The following is a 17715-nucleotide window of genomic DNA, read 5'->3' as shown; positions in this document are numbered from 1 at the left end:
TAGAGCACCTGACTGTTAATCAGGCTGTCGACGGTTCGAGTCCGCCTGCCGGAGTTGATTTTTATATCATGGCCCGTTGGTCAAGTGGTTAAGACACCGCCCTTTCACGGCGGTAACATGGGTTCAAATCCCGTACGGGTCATCATTATTTCGCCGGTTTAGCTCAGTTGGTAGAGCATCGGTATCGTAAACCGAGGGTCACAGGTTCGAATCCTGCAACCGGCAGTAGGTTTTACACGGTAAGAGATCTAGGAAAATTCCTAGATCTTTTTTTTGCATTAAACATACTTAAGTATCTGAATAACATGAGTTTTCTGAGGGAAATTCTTAAATATTTTAACTTACTCAGGCGAATTATTGGGAAGTAAGACATTTGAGGAAAAATGTTGGAAATTAAGTCAGGTAGCGACTTTTATCCATTATTTTAACTATTTATGCAAAAAAACATGATATGATAATGTAATTATTCTCAGCTAGGGGGGATATTCAGTAAGTTTATTCTAATATTGATTTGACGTATCATTTTTTGAAACTTATAATAGTACTGTTATACATTGCATTTTTCTTATTATTTGTTCAATGTATTGTAATTGTGTAACGAACAATTGATGTCTTTTGGCACTGTTTGGAGGAATTTAAATGACAGATAAAACACAGGAGCCCACGTTTCTAGGGCATCCACGCGGTTTATCAACGCTCTTTTTCACAGAAATGTGGGAAAGATTTAGTTACTATGGTATGCGTGCCATCTTACTTTACTATATGTATTATTCCGTCTCACAAGGCGGTCTTGGTTTTGATAAGACGACAGCAGCTTCAATTATGTCGATCTATGGTTCGCTTGTTTACTTATCCAGTGTGATCGGTGGCTTTGTCAGTGACCGTATCTGGGGTAGTCGGAAAACGGTCTTTGTCGGTGGGGTCTTGATCATGTTAGGGCATATCGTCTTAGCGACTCCATTTGGCAGAATGGCTCTTTTCTTATCGATCGCTTTGATCGTGATCGGGACGGGGCTACTTAAACCAAATGTTTCCGAAATGGTCGGTGGCTTATATGCTCCTGAAGATACAAGACGAGATTCAGGTTTTAGTATCTTTGTCTTTGGGATCAACATGGGGGCTTTCATTGCACCACTGACAGTTGGCTGGTTGGGACAACAAGTCAACTTCCACCTTGGTTTTTCATTGGCAGCGATCGGGATGTTCTTTGGTTTGATCCAATACTCGATCGATGGCCGGAAGTATCTTTCTAAAGAAAGCTTATATCCAACTGATCCACTTGAACCAGATGAATTGAAGAGTTTGGGTAAAAAGACTGCCGTTTGGACTGTCTTAGTTGCCTTGATCATTACTTTGATGTTGCTCTTCAATATGTTTACGATCATGAACATCATCAACTTATTGACGATCTTTGCGGTATGTATTCCGGTTTATTACTTCGTTAAGATCTTGGCAAGTAACAAGATCGATAAAGTTGAACGTTCACGTGTGTTAGCCTATATTCCATTGTTCATCGCTTCTGTGCTTTTCTGGTCGATCGAAGAACAAGGCTCAGTTGTGTTAGCATTATTTGCCAACGAACAAACACGTCTATCATTATTTGGCTTTAACTTCCCATCAAGTTGGTTCCAAAGTATGAACCCACTTTTCATCATGTTATATGTTCCATTCTTTGCAAAATTATGGACTAAGTTAGGGAAGAAACAACCATCATCACCAACGAAGTTCTCCTTTGGTCTGTTCTTTGCCGGAGCTTCCTTTATCTGGATGATGTTACCAGGTCTTTTATTTGGAACAGACGCTAAGGTCAGCCCATTATGGTTGATCATGAGCTGGGCGTTAGTTATCATCGGGGAAATGTTGATCTCACCGATCGGCCTTTCCGTGACGACTAAATTAGCCCCTAAAGCTTTCCAAGCTCAAATGATGAGTATTTGGTTCTTAGGTGATGCGGTGGCCCAAGCCTTCAATGCACAGATCGTACGTCTCTACAATGAAGGAACTGAAGTAGTTTACTTTGGAACGATCGGGATCGTGACCGTAGTCTTTGGTGGATTACTTTTAGTCTTAACACCACGTATCAAAAAACTAATGGAAAACGTTAATTAACATTTGACTGTATCGCAGATCACTTCAGATCAGCGGTACAGTTTTTTTATTTGGGAATTAGTTTAAAGCTTTAAAAAGGGTCAGAAAAAAATTATTTAAAAAAGTTTTCAAAAAGTGTTGCATTTTGATCCCAAACAGGGTATCATAATTAAGTCGGATGCGTTAAGTCATCTGATATGAGATATGGAATACGGAAGGGTAGCGAAGTCTGGCTAAACGCGGCGGACTGTAAATCCGCTCCTTCGGGTTCGGTGGTTCGAATCCACTCCCTTCCACCATATTGGGCTATAGCCAAGCGGTAAGGCAACGGTTTTTGGTACCGTCATGCGCTGGTTCGAATCCAGCTAGCCCAATGACTGATAGGTCGCGACTTACTTAGGTCGTGACCTTTTTTTAATTTAAAAAAAGCAGGTGAGCAAATGAAATTAGGATTTATCGGTGCTGGAAATATGGCACGGGCAATTATCAATGGTTGGTTAAGTCAAGGGCAAAAAGCAGAGATCTACTTGCACAGTGCTCGCAAAGCAAGTTATGAACCATATGCTAAAGAACATGGACTACATGCGTGTGCTAGCAATACTGAAGTCGTTTCAACAGCAGACATTATTTTCTTAGCGGTCAAGCCGATCGTGTTAGCTGAGGTCTTACACGAGATCAAAACGACGGTACAAGAAAAAAAGCCAGTCATCGTTTCGATGGTAACAGGTGTATCTATCGCAGAGATCGCTGATTTGTTAGAGCTGACACCTGAAGACTTAGAGATCATCCGTATCATGCCAAATGTCAATGCAGAGATCGCGGCTGGAATGACGGCTTTGAATGCAAGTCCTGCTGTGACAGAGACTAATTTTGCGCGTGTCAAAGGACTCTTTGAAATGATCGGTCAAACTGAGATCTTACCCGAAAAAGATTTTAGTACCTTTGTCGCTTTAGCGGGTAGTTCACCGGCCTATGTTTATTTCTTTATCGATGCGATGTCGCGCGCTGGGGTCAAATACGGTTTGAAAAAAGATCAAGCAACTAAGATCGCGGCCCAAGCTGTTTTAGGGAGTGCGCAAAAAGTTTTAGCTGATCAAAAGACACCGATGCAATTAGTCGATGATGTTTGTTCCCCTGGTGGAACGACGATCGCCGGCTTGCTTGCCATGGAAGAAGCTGGCTTTATGACGGCTGTGATCAAGGGCATGGATGCGACGATCAATAAAGATCAAGGAAAATAAGCGTTTGTGCTTGTAATTTTGGTCTATACCTATTACTATTAAGGTGTAATTAAAATAAGAAAGCGGGTTCAATTATGAGCAAAGTTATCAAGCATGCTGTTGTTTATACAGGAGAAGATAAGATAGATGACGCCTATATTCGATTTGATAAGCAGATCGAAGCGATCGGTCCAATGAGTGAATATCGAGTTTCACCAGCTGATCAAGAGGTGATCGATGTCGATGGTAAGATCATCGTACCGGGCTTTATCGATGTGCATAGTCACGGTGGCTATAATTTTGATGCCATGGATGGGAATGACCAAGAGTTGAGTGAAATGGTCGATGACATGGTCTATGAAGGTGTTACGACTTATTTTCCAACAACGATGACCCAATCACCGGAAAATATTGCGCATGCGATGACAGCGATCAAAGAAGCTGCAGCTAAGAATCCAGTTATCCAAGGTATCCACCTGGAAGGGCCTTTTGTCTCACCAGTCTTCAAGGGGGCACAACCAGAAGAATACATTCAAGCTCCAGATACAAAATTATTCGATCATTGGAACGAATTATCCGGTAATATGATCAAATTGGTGACTTATGCACCTGAGCATGAAACTTCGCCTGAATTTGAGCAATACTGTCTTGAACATGGGATCGTGCCTTCTGTCGGGCATAGTAATGCGACGCGTGAACAGATGAAACATTCCCGTGCCAGTCACGTGACGCATTTGTATAATGCCCAACGCGAATTTAAACATCGTGAGCCAGGTGTGACGGGCCATGCTTTGCTGGAAGATAACATCTATTGTGAATTGATCGCTGATGGCTTCCATGTGTGTCCTGATATGATCAAATTAGCCTATGAATTGAAGGGACCAGATAAGATCGAGTTAGTGACTGATTCGATGCGGGCTAAGGGCATGCCGGAAGGAGTCTCTGAATTAGGTGGCCAAAAAGTTATCGTCAAAGACAAACAAGCTCGCCTTGAGAGTGGTAATTTAGCCGGAAGTGTTTTACAATATAAAGACGCTTTTGTAAATATTATGAAGTTTACCGGTTGTTCACTAGAAGACGCGATCAAGATGACTTCCTTAAATCAAGCTAAAGAATTTGGCTTGACGCAAAAAGGTGTGTTAGCAGTGGGTAAAGATGCTGATTTTAACGTCTTTGACCATGAACTTGATCTAGTCGAGACCTATAGTTTTGGACGTCGATTCAAAAAATAACCCTAAATATGGAAGGTGGTAGTCATGGGTTCACCAATTTACATTCAGATCCACAATAAAATCAAACAGGAGATCGAAGCAAATCGCTGGGCGGTCGGTGATCGGATCCCATCAGAGCGTGATCTAGCGGTGCAGTTTGGTGTCAGTCGCATGACCTTGCGCCAAGCGATCCAGACTCTAGTCGAAGAAGGGATCTTAGAGCGCCAGATCGGGTCAGGTACTTATGTAGCGCGTAAAAAGGTCCAAGAAAAGATGTCTGGGGTCACGAGTTTTACGGCGTTGACGGAAGCGCAAGGCAAGACGCCTTCCAGTAAGACGGTCTCTTATTTGGTGACTGCCCCTTCGCTCAGTGAAAGTGAGCATTTAAAGTTAGGGCCTGGTCAAAAAGTATTGCGGATGGAGCGGATCCGATACGCCGATGAAGTTCCGATCTGTTTTGAAGTGGCGACTTTACCGTATGATCTGATCAAAAATTATCAACGCAAGCAGATCACCAATTCATTGTATGGTACGTTGCAAGAAAATGGTTTGACGATCGGCCATGCGCAACAAACGGTCAGCTCGATGTTGGCTTCCGAAAAGATCGCTGAGTATCTCGAGTTAAAACGTGGTTCAGCGATCTTACGCCTACGTCAGATCACTAAATTAGGTGATGGTCGGCCTTTTGAATACGTTCGTACGCAGTATGCTGGTGAACGGTTTGAATTTTATCTAGAAAAATAAAAAAAGCGCCTCAAGCTCATTTGAACTTGGGGCGCTATTTATTATTAGGCTTTAAAAGAAAAACGCGGTTGTAATTTGCGATAAAGCAACCAGATGAGATAAAGGGTCAACAAGCGGTCGCAGTAGTCAGTACTGATCTGGACCAAAAAGATCGCCAGTGCTTGATGGACGCCTGCTCCACTTAGGATCTGAACGAACATGCTTGAACCAGAGCTAGTGATCCCATTAAATAAAAAATAGGTGATCGCAGTACTAGCTAAAGTTCCTGGTAAAGAAATCAAGAGAGCGGCCAAAAAAAGTTGCCAAATTTTAGTGGGAGTACGATATTTGAAGATAAACCCAACTATCAGACCGATCAGCAATTGGATCGGTGAATAATATAGAGAAAAAACATCAGTCGTCATTCCAACTAATAATGCCGTGCTGCCCCCAACTAGTAGACCCGCAGTTGGGCCGAGCAAGGTGGCACATAACATAGTCCCTAACGTGTCGAGATAAAGTGGCAGGTGTAAAAACAGCGCCAAATTACTTCCAATGATATTCAAAGTGATCCCTAAGGCGCATAGGGTGAGGTACCGTGGAGTTGTTCTTTTAGGCATGTGGCACCTCCAAATCAGCGATCTGAGGTAGTGTTTGTTCCAACATATCCGGATCTAAGCCACAAGCACGACTTAAAAATAATTTCATAGCTGCTAAAGCATTTACTTGAGTCAATACGAAGCTGTTAGCTGGAGCTTGCCAAAAGTTTTTTTCATCAACGATACTTTGTCCCAGTGCAAGCCCAGTTGTTGCGATCTTAGTGTGAGCTGCAAAGCCTTGGCAAAGTTCGGGCCAAAGTGTATAGGCGACAGCCAACGGATCATTGATGACGCAACCGATAACTTTTTCGTATTGCCAATGAAAATCAAAATAAAAGCGGGTTATTTTTTGAATGAAGTCAGCTTCTTTAGGCCGTGTTTGGCGGATCAATTCCAAAATATTAGGGGTAAATAACATTTTACGAGTCACATCGAGTCCGGCCATTTCGATCTTTAAGGGTAAGTTATCAAAACAGTAGGCTGCTGCATCTGGATCGCACCAGTAGTTATATTCAGCAACTGGTGAGCAATTACCAAAACTTTTGAAATTTCCACCCATAGAAACCAAACGACCACAATTTTTCCAAGCTGCGGGCGCTTTTTGATGAGCTTGTGCGATATTGGTCAGTGGACCTAAAGTGATGATCGTTAAATCAGGTTCGTTGTAGAGCGCTTGATTGATAAAATCACTGGCCCCTAAATGATACGGATGAGAGACTTCGGGGAGCTTACTTTCACCTAAACCATCAGCGCCATGAGTATCTTGGGCACTGACATAGGTGCGTTTAAGTGGCTTAGAAGCTCCACAATAGACGGGAATGTCTAAACGATGACAATGATTTAAAATTTTGAGTGCATTTTTAGCACCTAGATCTGAAGGGACATTGCCGGCGACCGTAGTGATCCCGAGAATTTCGAGCTCAGGTGAAGCCAAAGCTAACATTAAAGCTAGGCTATCATCAATACCAGGGTCACAGTCAATGATAACTTTTTGAGTTGTTGTTGCATCCATAATTTCCAACCTCCTTAATGAGATCCTTGGTTTTTTATCCTGGGAAGTTTGCGAACCAGTCCAAGTTATCCTTGATTTTTATAAATGCAGTTTCCATTATAGAAAAAAATAAGCCGTTAAACAACGGCTTGTTGATCAACGACCAAAAATTTTTTTGCGGTAGACTAATAAAAGATATTTGGGCAAAGCGAGCATCCGGATGAAACGACTTGGTTCTTTTAATAAGCGATAAGCCCATTCAAGATGATGGTCGATCCACCATTTAGGTGCACGCTTTGTTTGACCGGACAAAACATCAAAGCTCCCACCGACTCCCATCCAAATAGCAGGTGCTAGCTCGCGGTGTTTAGCGATAAAGAATTCTTGCTTGGGAAAGCCGAGGGCCACAAAGACAAAATCTGGTCGGGCTTGTTCGATCTGACGGGCTACTTTAGCTTCATCTTTGAAATAACCATCACAACTCCCAGCGATCTTTAGATCAGGATAGGAAGTTTTTACTTTAGCTAGAACTTTTTCCAAAACAGCTGGTTTAGCGCCGAGGAAAAAGACGCTCTTTTGATGCTCATTGGCAAAAGCTAACAGAGCCACTAGTGTATCATAGCCTGTTACGCGCTCGGGCAACGGATCACCTAAAATCTTAGCTCCTTTGATGATCCCGATCCCATCGGCCGTGATGTAGTCGGCACTACGGATCGTTTTAGCATAGGCAGTATCATCTTTGGCCGCTAAGACGATCTCAGGATTAGCAGTCACGATAAAACGGTCATCTTTAGTTTGGCTATCGCGTTTTAGTTGTTCCAAAAATTCAGCTTGGGTGGCTTTGATAAAATCAAGCCCCAAAACATTTACAGTCTCAAAATTATTTTGCATGATATACCTCATTTAAATCTAAGGATTTGTTATTATTATAGCAGTTAGATTGGTATTTTGGCTCGAAAGTGATAAAATTAAACACATGTAGTCAAATCCGCTAAAATTTTTTCGGAAAAACAATTGATTAATGAAGAGGAAAAAAATGGTTAAATTATATCCAGATGATAGTTATACATTGCATACCGATGCTTATCAGATCAATATGATGCAGACATATTGGCGTCAAGGTCTGGCAGATCGGAAAGCGATTTTTGAAGTTTATTTTCGTAAGCTACCGTTTCAAAATGGGTATGCAATATTTGCAGGATTAGAACGTGTCGTTGATTATATTCAAAATTTACGCTTTACTGAACATGATCTCGCCTACTTAAAAGAGATCGGTGACTATCCGGATGATTTTATCGAATATCTCCGCAATTTTAAATTTAAAGCAACGATCCGTTCAGTCGTTGAAGGGGAAGTCGTCTTCAACAACGAACCTTTGATCCAAGTGGAAGGCCCATTGGTAGATTGCCAATTAGTCGAAACCGCGATCTTGAACATTGTTAATTATCAAACTCTGATCGCAACCAAAGCAGCCCGTGTCCGTTCGGCTTGTGGGGATGATGCCTTGCTTGAATTTGGTACACGGCGCGCGCAAGAATTTGACGCTGCTTTGTGGGGAACACGGGCAGCCTATATCGGGGGCTTTGACGCGACCAGCAACGTGCGGGCAGCTAAGATTTTTGGGATCCCAGCCAGTGGGACACATGCCCATGCGTTAGTTCAAGCCTACCGCAATGATTATGATGCTTTTATGGCATATGCTAAAACGCATAAAGATTGTGTCTTTTTAGTTGATACTTATGACACTTTACGCTCAGGTGTGCCTAATGCGATCAAAGTGGCTAAAGAACTAGGCGATCAGATCAATTTCTTAGGAGTGCGGATCGATTCTGGCGATATGGCTTATATTTCAAAGCGTATCCGTGAACAACTGGATGAGGCCGGTTTTCCAGATGCTAAGATCTATGCTTCAAACGACCTAGATGAAAAGACGATCACCAACTTGAAGATGCAAGGAGCTAAGATCGATATTTGGGGCGTGGGAACTAAGCTTATCACGGCCTATGATCAACCAGCTCTAGGTGCGGTCTACAAGATGGTAGCGATCGAGGACGAAAATGGTGTACTTGAAGATACGATCAAGATCTCAAGCAATGCCGAAAAAGTATCGACTCCGGGACGCAAGCAAGTTTGGCGGATCACTAAAAAGACCGATGGTAAATCTGAAGGGGATTATATTACGATCGGGGATGAAGATCCACGTAAAGAAAAATCGCTTTATATGTTCCACCCACAATATACGTATATCAATAAAGATGTGACTGACTTTAACGCGCGTCCTTTATTGCGCGATATTTTCAAGGATGGTGAGTTGGTCTATGAGCTACCAACTTTAGAGGAGATCAAAGAATATTCCAAATTGCATTTAGATAGCCTGTGGGAAGAATACAAGCGTGATCTAAATCCGCAAGACTATCCGGTCGATCTTTCACAAAAATGTTACGACAACAAGATGAAGATCATCAAAGAGGTTCGCGAAAGTATCAATCAAAAACTTGAAAAGTAAGAAGGTCAAAGTTAATGAGAACATTACAACAAGAGATCATTGCTAAATTAAAAGTCCAACCAACGATCGATCCGGAAGCTGAGATCAGACGCTCGATCGATTTTATGAAAGCTTATTTACGCAAGCATTCATTTTTAAAGACCCTTGTGTTAGGCATCTCTGGGGGCCAAGACTCAACGCTATGTGGCAAGTTATGTCAAATGGCGATCACTGAATTGCGTGCCGAGACAGGTGATGATAGTTATAAATTTATCGCCGTGCGCTTACCTTATGGGACCCAAGCCGATGAAAGTGATGCTTTGGATGCGATCGAATTTATGCAAGCTGACGAAATGATGCGGGTCAACATCAAAGAAGCAGCCGATGCGATGGTCGCAGCCGTTCAAGCTAATGATGTGATGGTGAGTGACTTTAACAAGGGCAATATCAAGGCGCGCCAACGCATGATCGCTCAATATGCGATCGCCGGTGCTAATAGTGGGGCTGTTGTAGGTACCGACCATGCTGCCGAAGCAATCACAGGTTTTTACACCAAATTTGGGGATGGCGGTGCTGATATCATGCCGTTATGGCGGCTAAACAAGCGCCAAGGTCGAGCAATGCTAGAAGTCCTAGGTGCGCCTGAACATCTCTACCAAAAGACACCGACAGCTGATCTAGAAGAAGATCGCCCAGCTTTACCCGATGAAGTAGCCTTAGGTGTGACATATGATGACATTGATGACTATTTAGAGGGTAAAGAAGTGCGCCCTGATGTAGCTGAAAAGATCGAAAATTGGTTTACTAAGACAAGACACAAACGTCATTTGCCGATCACAGTCTACGATACATTTTGGAAATAAGCTTAGTACGACCACTCAGATAAAAAAGCTGTGACATATATTTACATAAAGGTCACTCGAATTTGTGGATAAATTTGGGTGGTCTTTTTGCGTACTGTTAAACGCATCTGAGTTATATAGTGGAAACGTGCTCGCCAGCCCAACTCCTAGCAAATAACAAGGCCTCTACCATAATGCAAAAAAACGCATTATGGTAGAGGCCTTGTTATCTGTACGGAGCTACCCGGGCTGGCTCGCACTCTGATATTTTTTAATAGCATCTAAAAAGATCGTTCCGTATTTTTCAAGTTTGCTATGACCGACACCTTTGACTTCTAAGAATTCCATCTCGTTTGTCGGTAAGATCACACACATGTCTTGTAAAGCTTGGTCGGAGAAGATGACAAATGGTGGGACGTGTTGCGCTTCAGCCAGCTGCCGACGCAATTTACGGAGATGTTCAAATAAGCCACTTTCCACCGGTTGTTCGCTGTTGCGCTCGGCTTTTTCGATGCGGGCATAAACTTTTGCTTGGCCACGTAAGACTTCCAGCCCTGTTTGTGTCACATGGAGCGTGGGAAATTGCCCACTGCTCGTTTTGAGATAACCACTGGCGGTCAAAAAGTCGATCAAAGTTTCGATCTCTTTGGTTTTTTGGTGCATGATCCCATAAGTTGAAAGCTGATCGAAATTCAATTCAAGGATCCGTTTAGCCTTAGAGCCCGCTAAAACTTGAGCGACGATCTTTTTGCCAAAACGCGATTGCATACGCACGATACATGACATGATCATCTGGGTTTCTTTAGTGATGTCTTGTTTTTCACGGGTATCGGTACAGTTTGTACATTTTTGACAATCAGGACAATCTTGGCCGAAATATTGGACTAAAAAGCGCTGCAAGCATTCTTCGGTATTAGCATAGCGGGTCAAGGCCTGGAGTTTTTGGTAGTCAAATTCACGGTGCTGTTCATCAGCTTGGGAATTGTCGATGAAGAAACGTTGGACTTGCAGGTCAGCATCTTTGTAAAATAAGATCGCTTCGCTTGGTAGTCCGTCACGCCCAGCGCGGCCTGCTTCTTGATAATAGGCCTCCAGACTACCGGGAACTTGGGCATGGATCACGAAGCGGACGTTGCTTTTATCGATCCCCATCCCAAAAGCATTGGTAGCGACCATGACGGGGGTACGATCGTAGAGAAAATTTTCTTGGCTTTCACGCCGCTGTAATTCACTTAAGCCCGCATGGTAAATACCCGCTTTGATCCCCATTTTATTTAGCATGATGCCTAGCTGTTCGACTCTTTTGCGGGTGGAAGCGTAGATGATGCCAGAATCATTGGGATTTTGCTTGAGATAGCTGAGAAGATAGTGTTCAAAATCAGTCCCTTTGATGAGCTTGAAGGTCAGATTATCGCGGGCAAAACTCGTTTTGACTTCATTTTCAGCGGGGATCAAAAGTAATTCTTTGATATCTTTTGCGACTTGTGGAGTAGCTGTAGCGGTCAAGGCGACTAGCGTAGGGCGGACGGGCAGTTGAGCCAATAAAGCGGGTAATTTTAAATAACTAGGGCGAAAATCGTGGCCCCATTGCGAGATACAGTGGGCTTCATCGACTGCGACTAAAGAAACTGATAAGGTCTGCAGTAACTCTAGGAAGAATTGATTTTCAAGGCGCTCAGGAGTGATATAGAGCAGTTTTAATTCATGCCGGCGCGCTTTGGCTAAGACTGCTTTAGCCGTTTCAAATTCCTGGGAACTGTTGATAAGGGCAGCAGGGATCCCATTTTGTTGTAAACTATCGACTTGGTCTTTCATCAAGGAGATCAGAGGTGAGATGACCAAGGTCAAACCATCTTCTAAAAGTGCTGGGATCTGATAGCACAGGGATTTTCCGCCCCCAGTTGGTAAGAGTGCGAGAGTATTTTTGTGTCCTAAGAGCAAGTCGATCACCTTTTTTTGACCGGCTTTAAATTCGGTATAACCAAAGTAATGTTTAAGTGCTTCTGTTGGTGTCAAAAAATGCTGCCCCCTTTAAAATAGTGTCACGTATGATTTTAGCTTTTTATCAGCCGAAGCGCAAACTTGTTCATTTACCAAAAAATCACTATAATCTAGTTAAATCATAGAATGTGAGGGAAAAATGTGGAAGCAGATTACTTACAATTAGTTGAGCAACAGTTAGCCTATCGTCCTGATCAGATCAAGCATGTTCTAAAATTAGTCGAAGAAGGCAATACGATCCCTTTTATCGCACGCTATCGTAAAGAAGCGACGGGGAGCTTAGATGAAGTTCAATTGCGTGAGATCACCGCGACTTATCAGCAAGTTGAAAAACTTGAAAAAAGACGGGCGGATATTAAAGCTAAAATAGCCGAGCAAAAGAAATTAACGCCTAAACTAGAGCGGATGTTAGTCCAAGCCCAAACCTTACAACAGCTCGAAGATATTTATCTACCGTTCAAGCAAAAACGGCAGACAAAGGCTCAGATCGCACGTCAACGTGGCTTAGAAGGTTTAGCTAAATTTTTACTGACAGATAGCTCAGCCGATGTTATCAGCGAGGCGCAAAAATATGTCGATCCTAAAAAAGAGATCAATACGCCACAAGAAGCTTTGGCGGGCGCACATGAGATCTTAGCTGAGGCCTTTGGTGAGGATGCAAGTCTACGGGCGTGGGTCAGAAAACATGCTCAAACTAAAGGAAAGTTAGTCGCAAAAGTCAAAGATGAAAGTTTAGATGAAAAAGGCATCTATCAAGACTACTATACGTTTGAAGAGGGACTCAAAACGATCTTAGACCACCGGATCTTAGCCCTTGATCGGGGAGAAAAGGAAAAGATCTTACAAGTCAAGATCAAGCTTGACGATGAGTATGTGCTTCGCTATTTTCATGCACGGATCATCGGGCAAAAGTTAGGGCCAAGTATGCAATATGTGGAACAGGCGTATACCGATGCCTATAGACGTTTTATCCGGCCGGCGATCGAACGCGAATTGCGCAAAGAATTGACTGCGCGGGCTGCTGCTAGTGCGATCGCAGTCTTTGGTGATAATCTCTACCATTTATTGATGCAAGCCCCTTTAAAAGGCAAGACAGTCTTAGGCCTTGATCCGGCGTTTAGAACTGGTTGTAAATTAGCCGTTGTTGACCCAACCGGGAAATTTTTAGCCAAAGCAGTGATCTATCCGCATGAAAAAGCTAAAGGCAAGCGCCCAGATCCTAAAAAACGAGCTCAAGCCAAACAAATTTTGCTGGAATTACTTGAAAAATATCAAGTTGAAATGATCGCGATCGGCAATGGGACCGCGAGTCGGGAGTCGGAAAGTTTTGTGGCAGAAGTTTTAAGCGAGTTAAAGCACAAGGTCTATTATGTGATCGTCAACGAAGCTGGTGCCTCAGTTTACTCTGCCAGTGCCCAAGCACGCGAGGAATTTCCTGACTTTAATGTGGAAGAGCGCTCAGCGGTAAGTATTGCGCGGCGTTTACAAGATCCATTAGCGGAATTGATCAAGATCGACCCAAAAGCGATCGGGGTCGGTCAATATCAACACGATCTGCCCGAAAAGCAATTAGATGAGGAACTCCAAACGGTGATCGAGACTGGGGTCAATCAAGCAGGGGTCAATTTGAACACAGCTAGTGCCGCTTTATTGCAACATATTTCAGGTCTGAATAAAACGACTGCCAAAAATATCGTCGCTTATCGGGATGAAAATGGACGCTTTACCACGCGGACCCAGCTCAAAAAAGTTGCCCGTTTAGGCCAAAAGGCATATGAGCAAGCCGCGGGTTTCTTGCGGATCATTGGGGGCAAAAATGTTTTTGATAACACTGATATTCACCCTGAAAGTTATCCTTTAGCGAAAGCGATCTTGGCTCAAGCACAGATCGAGCAAGCCGAGATCGGGACCGCTCTAGCAGAAGAAAAGTTAGTTCATTTTGATGCGAAAGCTTTTGCTAAAGCCAATCAAGCAGGACTAGCCACGGTCAAAGATATCGTAGCGAGCTTAAAGAAACCGGGGCGCACATTGCGTGATTCTATGCCAGCACCATTGCTAAAAGCCGATGTCTTACATTTAGAAGATCTCAAGGTAGGGATGAAATTACAGGGAACCGTGCGTAACGTTGTCGACTTTGGCGCCTTTGTGGATATTGGAGTCAAGCAAGATGGGTTAGTTCACGTCTCTAAAATGAGTCAAAGATTTATCAAGCATCCGAGTCAAGTCGTTGCAGTTGGTGATATCGTTGATGTTTATGTGACGGATGTCGATCTTAAGCGTGGGCGCATCCAGTTGAGTATGTTAGCGCCGACCGATGACTGATCAACAGCTTCAGACACTAGTTGAAGAGCTCTCATTGAGATATTTCAAACGTGCATTTGTTCACCGCGCTTACTTCAATCGACGTTTGAAAACCACTGGGGGCCGTTATTTACTGACGAGTCATGATGTCGAGATCAATGAAAAGATGTTGACAGAACATGGGGAAGCGACCCTTATCGGAACGATCAAACATGAGCTATGTCACTACCATCTGCATTTGACCGGGCAAGGATATCGGCACCGGGATCAGGATTTCAAGCAATTATTGCGTCAGGTCGGTGGCTTACGGTATGCTCCGGCCAGTACGAAGAATTATCGTTACACATACAGTTGTCAAAATTGCGGGCAAAAATATCAGCGCCAACGCCGGATCGATATTAACCGTTTTGTTTGCAGTCGCTGTCACGGGAAGTTGCGCCTTTTGAAAAAAATCTAAAAAAATAGTTGCAGGGGTCTAGTTTGTCTGCTATAATTAATTCTGTTGTCGCGGGTATGGCGGAATTGGCAGACGCGTCAGACTAAGGATCTGGTGAGCAATTGAGCTCGTGATGGTTCGAATCCATTTACCCGCATCACTAAGCAGGGCTGTGAATATTCACAGTCCTGTTTTTTCATTTGTGGATAAAAGCAAAGAGTTAGTTTGTCCACAAAACGATATGCTATGATAAAGCTAATGATAAATATTTTGGAAAGAGGGCCTACTATGACAGCCGTAAAAATTACCGCAAGTGCGGGGTATCTTCCTGAAAAGGTAGTGACTAATGATGAATTGAGTCAGTTGATGGATACATCCGATGAATGGATCGTGTCCCACACTGGGATCAAGCAACGGTACTATGCGATCGCTGAAAATACGTCAGATCTAGCTACGAAGGTCGCTCAAAAGTTATTGAAACAAGCCAAGTTAGATGCGACCGCGATCGATCTGATCATCGTCTCGACGATCACCCCAGATGCTTTAACTCCAGCAACAGCAGCGATCGTCCAAAAAAATATTCAAGCTAGCAATGCTTTTGCGTATGACTTGTCCGCAGCGTGTGCGGGCTTTATCTTTGCGCTGGCAACGGCTGAAAAATTTATCCACAGTGGAATGTATCAGCGGGCAATGGTCATCAGTGCGGAAACTAATTCCAAGATGATGGACTTTACCGATCGGACCTCAGCCGTCTTTTTTGGAGATGGCGCAGCGGGTGTGATCTTAGAAAAAAGTGCCGGCCAAACAGCTTATTTAGCTGAAAAGCTCGCCACGCAAGGTAACACTGAGGTTATCCACAGCGGACGCGTTGAACCGCTCCAAAAAGTTGCTGCCGACAATTATCCACAGCTGGATGCATTCTATCAAGATGGACGGGCAGTTTACAATTTTGTAACAAATGATGTTACTGCTCATATCGATGAATTTTTGGCAGATAATGGTGTTAAGCCAGCTGACCTTGATCTAGTGGTCACGCACCAGGCTAATTTGCGGTTGATCGAAAATATTGCGCAACATTTAGCTTTGGATCTAGACAAGTTTGCGATCAATGTTACTGAAGCGGGAAATACCTCTTCAGTAGGGATCCCGTTAGCCTTGGCGCAAGCTTTAGCGCAGGGGAAACGGCCGAAAAAAGTTTTGCTGACTGGCTTTGGTGCCGGGTTAGCCTATGGCAGTATCTTGTTAGATCTAAGTGAATTTGGTAAATAAAGTGTATTTGACCCGTGGATGTAATGTTACAAACACGGGTTTTTTCGTGTTTCTAAGTAACATAAGCTAGATAAATAAGCACAAATATGTAATTTAAGAGTAACATTTCTGTAATCTTACTAGTGTATACTATGAAAAGTAAATAAATCGATGAGGTATCCAAAATTATGTTTTTAAAGAAAGTAATCACAAGTACAGTCGCACTTAGTATGTTGGCTGTGTCTGTTTTAAACACAACAACAGCAGTGAGTGCAGATACTGTATCTGATACTCAAAATGCGATCAATACTAATAAGAGCGAAACAGATAAATTATTAAAAGATATTGCATCAGCAAATGCTGACAACATTAAGTTACAAGAACAAATTTCAGATAACACTGAAAAGATCGAAAAATTAAAGACTGATATCGACCAATCAAATGAAAAGATCAACCAGTTAAATGGTCAGATTGAAGGTGCTAAGGTCGAAGTTGAAAAACGTACAGAAGCACTTAAAGGCCAATTAGTTGCTTTACAAAAGAAATCTGGCGATACAGTTAGTGGTAACATCTACCTTGATTTCGTGATCAACTCAGAAGACTTCTCTGACTTAGTTTCACGTACTTTTGCAGTTAACAAGTTGAACAAAGCTAACAAAGAAGCTTTGAACGATGTTAAAGAAGCAAAAGATCAATACACAGCATTATTGAATGAACAAGAAAAGACAAAGGCTAACTTGCAATCAGATAAATCTGAACTTGAAACAAAACAAAATGATTTGAAATCAATGAAAGAAAAATCTGATCAACAACAAGCTGACTTGAACAAGAAGATCGAAGATAACAAAGCTACTTTAGTTGCTTTACAATCTCAATATGAAGAAGCTGCAAATACAGTTAAACTTGCTCAAGATAAAGCAAACGCAACTGCACAAGTTGCTGACGCTAAGAAAGATGACAACAAGTCAAACAACAACGATAACAAAGCTACTGAAACTAAAGCAACACCAGAAGCTACAAGTTCTAACGCTGGTAGCATCAGCCAAGGTGATGGTAGTACACATGGTATCGTAGCTGGTAACACATATCCATGGGGTCAATGTACATGGTACGTAAAACAAGTTGCTCCTTGGGCTGGCAATAACTGGGGCAATGGTGGCCAATGGGGTTCATCTGCAGCAGCTGCTGGCTTTAGAGTAGACCATTCACCAGCTGCTGGTTCGATCATCGTCTTCTTACCAGGCCAATCCGTTGGTGGTCAATGGACAGCTGATGGTGCTTACGGACACGTTGCTTACGTTGAATCTGTTAACGGCAACTCTGTAACGATCAGCCAAGGCGGTATGGGCTTCAGCAATCCAGCTGGTCCTAACACACAAACTATCTCTGGTGCAGGTAGCTATATCTACATCCACCGTTAAGATAAGTTTTCAAAAGCTCATTGAAAATGACAAGTTCATTTTCAATGAGCTTTTTTGTATGCTGAAAATATAGCGTAGATAAGTAAAAGGTGCCCAAATACGTCTTGCAGCTATAATAAACGAAAGACTAACCCCTCCCTTGAGAACTC

General features: G+C 42.9%; 14 protein-coding genes, 5 tRNA genes and 1 riboswitch. Of the genes, 15 read left to right on the top strand and 4 right to left on the bottom strand.

All coding sequences use genetic code 11. From position 1 onward, the window contains the following. Window positions 1-70 precede the first annotated feature (70 nt). From FC30_RS02450 to FC30_RS02415, 8 genes are all read left to right on the top strand, one after another. A tRNA-Glu gene (locus tag FC30_RS02450) sits at window positions 71-142 on the top strand. Between the two features lie 10 nt (window positions 143-152). After that, a tRNA-Thr gene (locus tag FC30_RS02445) sits at window positions 153-225 on the top strand. Between the two features lie 414 nt (window positions 226-639). Continuing rightward, window positions 640-2109: a peptide MFS transporter gene (locus tag FC30_RS02440; RefSeq protein ID WP_010688550.1), complete on the top strand. Its 1470-nt coding sequence runs from the start codon at window positions 640-642 to the stop codon at window positions 2107-2109. A 192-nt stretch (window positions 2110-2301) separates the two neighbouring features. Further along, a tRNA-Tyr gene (locus FC30_RS02435) sits at window positions 2302-2387 on the top strand. Window positions 2388-2390: 3 nt separating this feature from the next. After that, window positions 2391-2462 (top strand) — tRNA-Gln (locus FC30_RS02430). A 66-nt stretch (window positions 2463-2528) separates the two neighbouring features. After that, window positions 2529-3329: a pyrroline-5-carboxylate reductase gene (proC, locus tag FC30_RS02425; protein ID WP_010688549.1), complete on the top strand. Its 801-nt coding sequence runs from the start codon at window positions 2529-2531 to the stop codon at window positions 3327-3329. 74 nt (window positions 3330-3403) lie between these two features. Then, window positions 3404-4540, top strand: coding sequence for an N-acetylglucosamine-6-phosphate deacetylase (gene nagA / locus FC30_RS02420; RefSeq protein WP_010688548.1), 1137 nt, complete (start codon window positions 3404-3406; stop codon window positions 4538-4540). 24 nt (window positions 4541-4564) lie between these two features. Beyond that, entirely contained in the window at window positions 4565-5263 is a 699-nt protein-coding gene (locus tag FC30_RS02415; RefSeq protein WP_010688547.1) for a GntR family transcriptional regulator, read from the top strand. Window positions 5264-5307: 44 nt separating this feature from the next. Here FC30_RS02415 and FC30_RS02410 read toward each other — a convergent pair whose 3' ends face one another. The 3 genes from FC30_RS02410 to FC30_RS02400 all read right to left on the bottom strand — a co-directional run bounded on the left by FC30_RS02410 (window position 5308) and on the right by FC30_RS02400 (window position 7723). Then, a complete protein-coding gene (locus FC30_RS02410) occupies window positions 5308-5862 on the bottom strand; it encodes an ECF transporter S component (RefSeq protein WP_010688546.1) in 555 nt (184 codons plus the stop codon). Further along, window positions 5855-6853 carry a nucleoside hydrolase gene (locus tag FC30_RS02405; RefSeq protein ID WP_010688545.1) on the bottom strand — a complete coding sequence of 333 codons (999 nt, stop codon included), beginning with the start codon at window positions 6851-6853 and terminating at the stop codon, window positions 5855-5857. The genes FC30_RS02410 and FC30_RS02405 overlap by 8 nt, the downstream gene beginning before the upstream one ends. Window positions 6854-6873: 20 nt before the next feature. After that, window positions 6874-6918: riboswitch (PreQ1 riboswitch) on the bottom strand. 70 nt (window positions 6919-6988) lie between these two features. Next, window positions 6989-7723 (bottom strand): WecB/TagA/CpsF family glycosyltransferase, encoded by a 735-nt coding sequence (locus FC30_RS02400; RefSeq protein WP_010688544.1) that lies wholly within the window; start codon window positions 7721-7723, stop codon window positions 6989-6991. Window positions 7724-7868: 145 nt separating this feature from the next. On the opposite strand from FC30_RS02400, the gene FC30_RS02395 reads away from it, so the two are divergent. Together FC30_RS02395 and nadE are read left to right on the top strand one after the other, a co-directional pair. Further along, window positions 7869-9338 (top strand): nicotinate phosphoribosyltransferase, encoded by a 1470-nt coding sequence (locus FC30_RS02395; RefSeq protein ID WP_010688543.1) that lies wholly within the window; start codon window positions 7869-7871, stop codon window positions 9336-9338. A 14-nt stretch (window positions 9339-9352) separates the two neighbouring features. Continuing rightward, entirely contained in the window at window positions 9353-10180 is an 828-nt protein-coding gene (gene nadE / locus FC30_RS02390; RefSeq protein WP_010688542.1) for an ammonia-dependent NAD(+) synthetase, read from the top strand. Window positions 10181-10399: 219 nt separating this feature from the next. Here the strand turns inward: nadE and recQ are convergent, their stop codons facing one another. Beyond that, window positions 10400-12175, bottom strand: a complete 1776-nt coding sequence (gene recQ, locus FC30_RS02385) for a DNA helicase RecQ (RefSeq protein WP_010688541.1) — start codon at window positions 12173-12175, stop codon at window positions 10400-10402. A 126-nt stretch (window positions 12176-12301) separates the two neighbouring features. Here recQ and FC30_RS02380 point away from each other — a divergent pair, with 126 nt between their 5' ends. From FC30_RS02380 to FC30_RS02360, 5 genes are all read left to right on the top strand, one after another. Beyond that, the gene (locus tag FC30_RS02380; RefSeq protein ID WP_010688540.1) at window positions 12302-14482 is read left to right on the top strand and encodes a Tex family protein; all 2181 of its coding nucleotides are present in this window, start codon (window positions 12302-12304) and stop codon (window positions 14480-14482) included. Then, window positions 14475-14918: a SprT family protein gene (locus FC30_RS02375; RefSeq protein ID WP_010688539.1), complete on the top strand. Its 444-nt coding sequence runs from the start codon at window positions 14475-14477 to the stop codon at window positions 14916-14918. The genes FC30_RS02380 and FC30_RS02375 overlap by 8 nt, the downstream gene beginning before the upstream one ends. Before the next feature lie 50 nt (window positions 14919-14968). Next, a tRNA-Leu gene (locus tag FC30_RS02370) sits at window positions 14969-15054 on the top strand. Between the two features lie 131 nt (window positions 15055-15185). Continuing rightward, window positions 15186-16166 carry a beta-ketoacyl-ACP synthase III gene (locus FC30_RS02365; RefSeq protein WP_010688538.1) on the top strand — a complete coding sequence of 327 codons (981 nt, stop codon included), beginning with the start codon at window positions 15186-15188 and terminating at the stop codon, window positions 16164-16166. A gap of 167 nt (window positions 16167-16333) precedes the next feature. After that, a complete protein-coding gene (locus FC30_RS02360; RefSeq protein ID WP_005917864.1) occupies window positions 16334-17566 on the top strand; it encodes a CHAP domain-containing protein in 1233 nt (410 codons plus the stop codon). Window positions 17567-17715: the final 149 nt, after the last annotated feature.

It is taken from the genome of Ligilactobacillus animalis KCTC 3501 = DSM 20602, from assembly GCF_001434535.1.
GTDB lineage: Bacteria > Bacillota > Bacilli > Lactobacillales > Lactobacillaceae > Ligilactobacillus > Ligilactobacillus animalis.
Note: the sequence above shows the minus strand (reverse complement) of the source record. Positions and strands in the feature narration are given on the sequence as shown.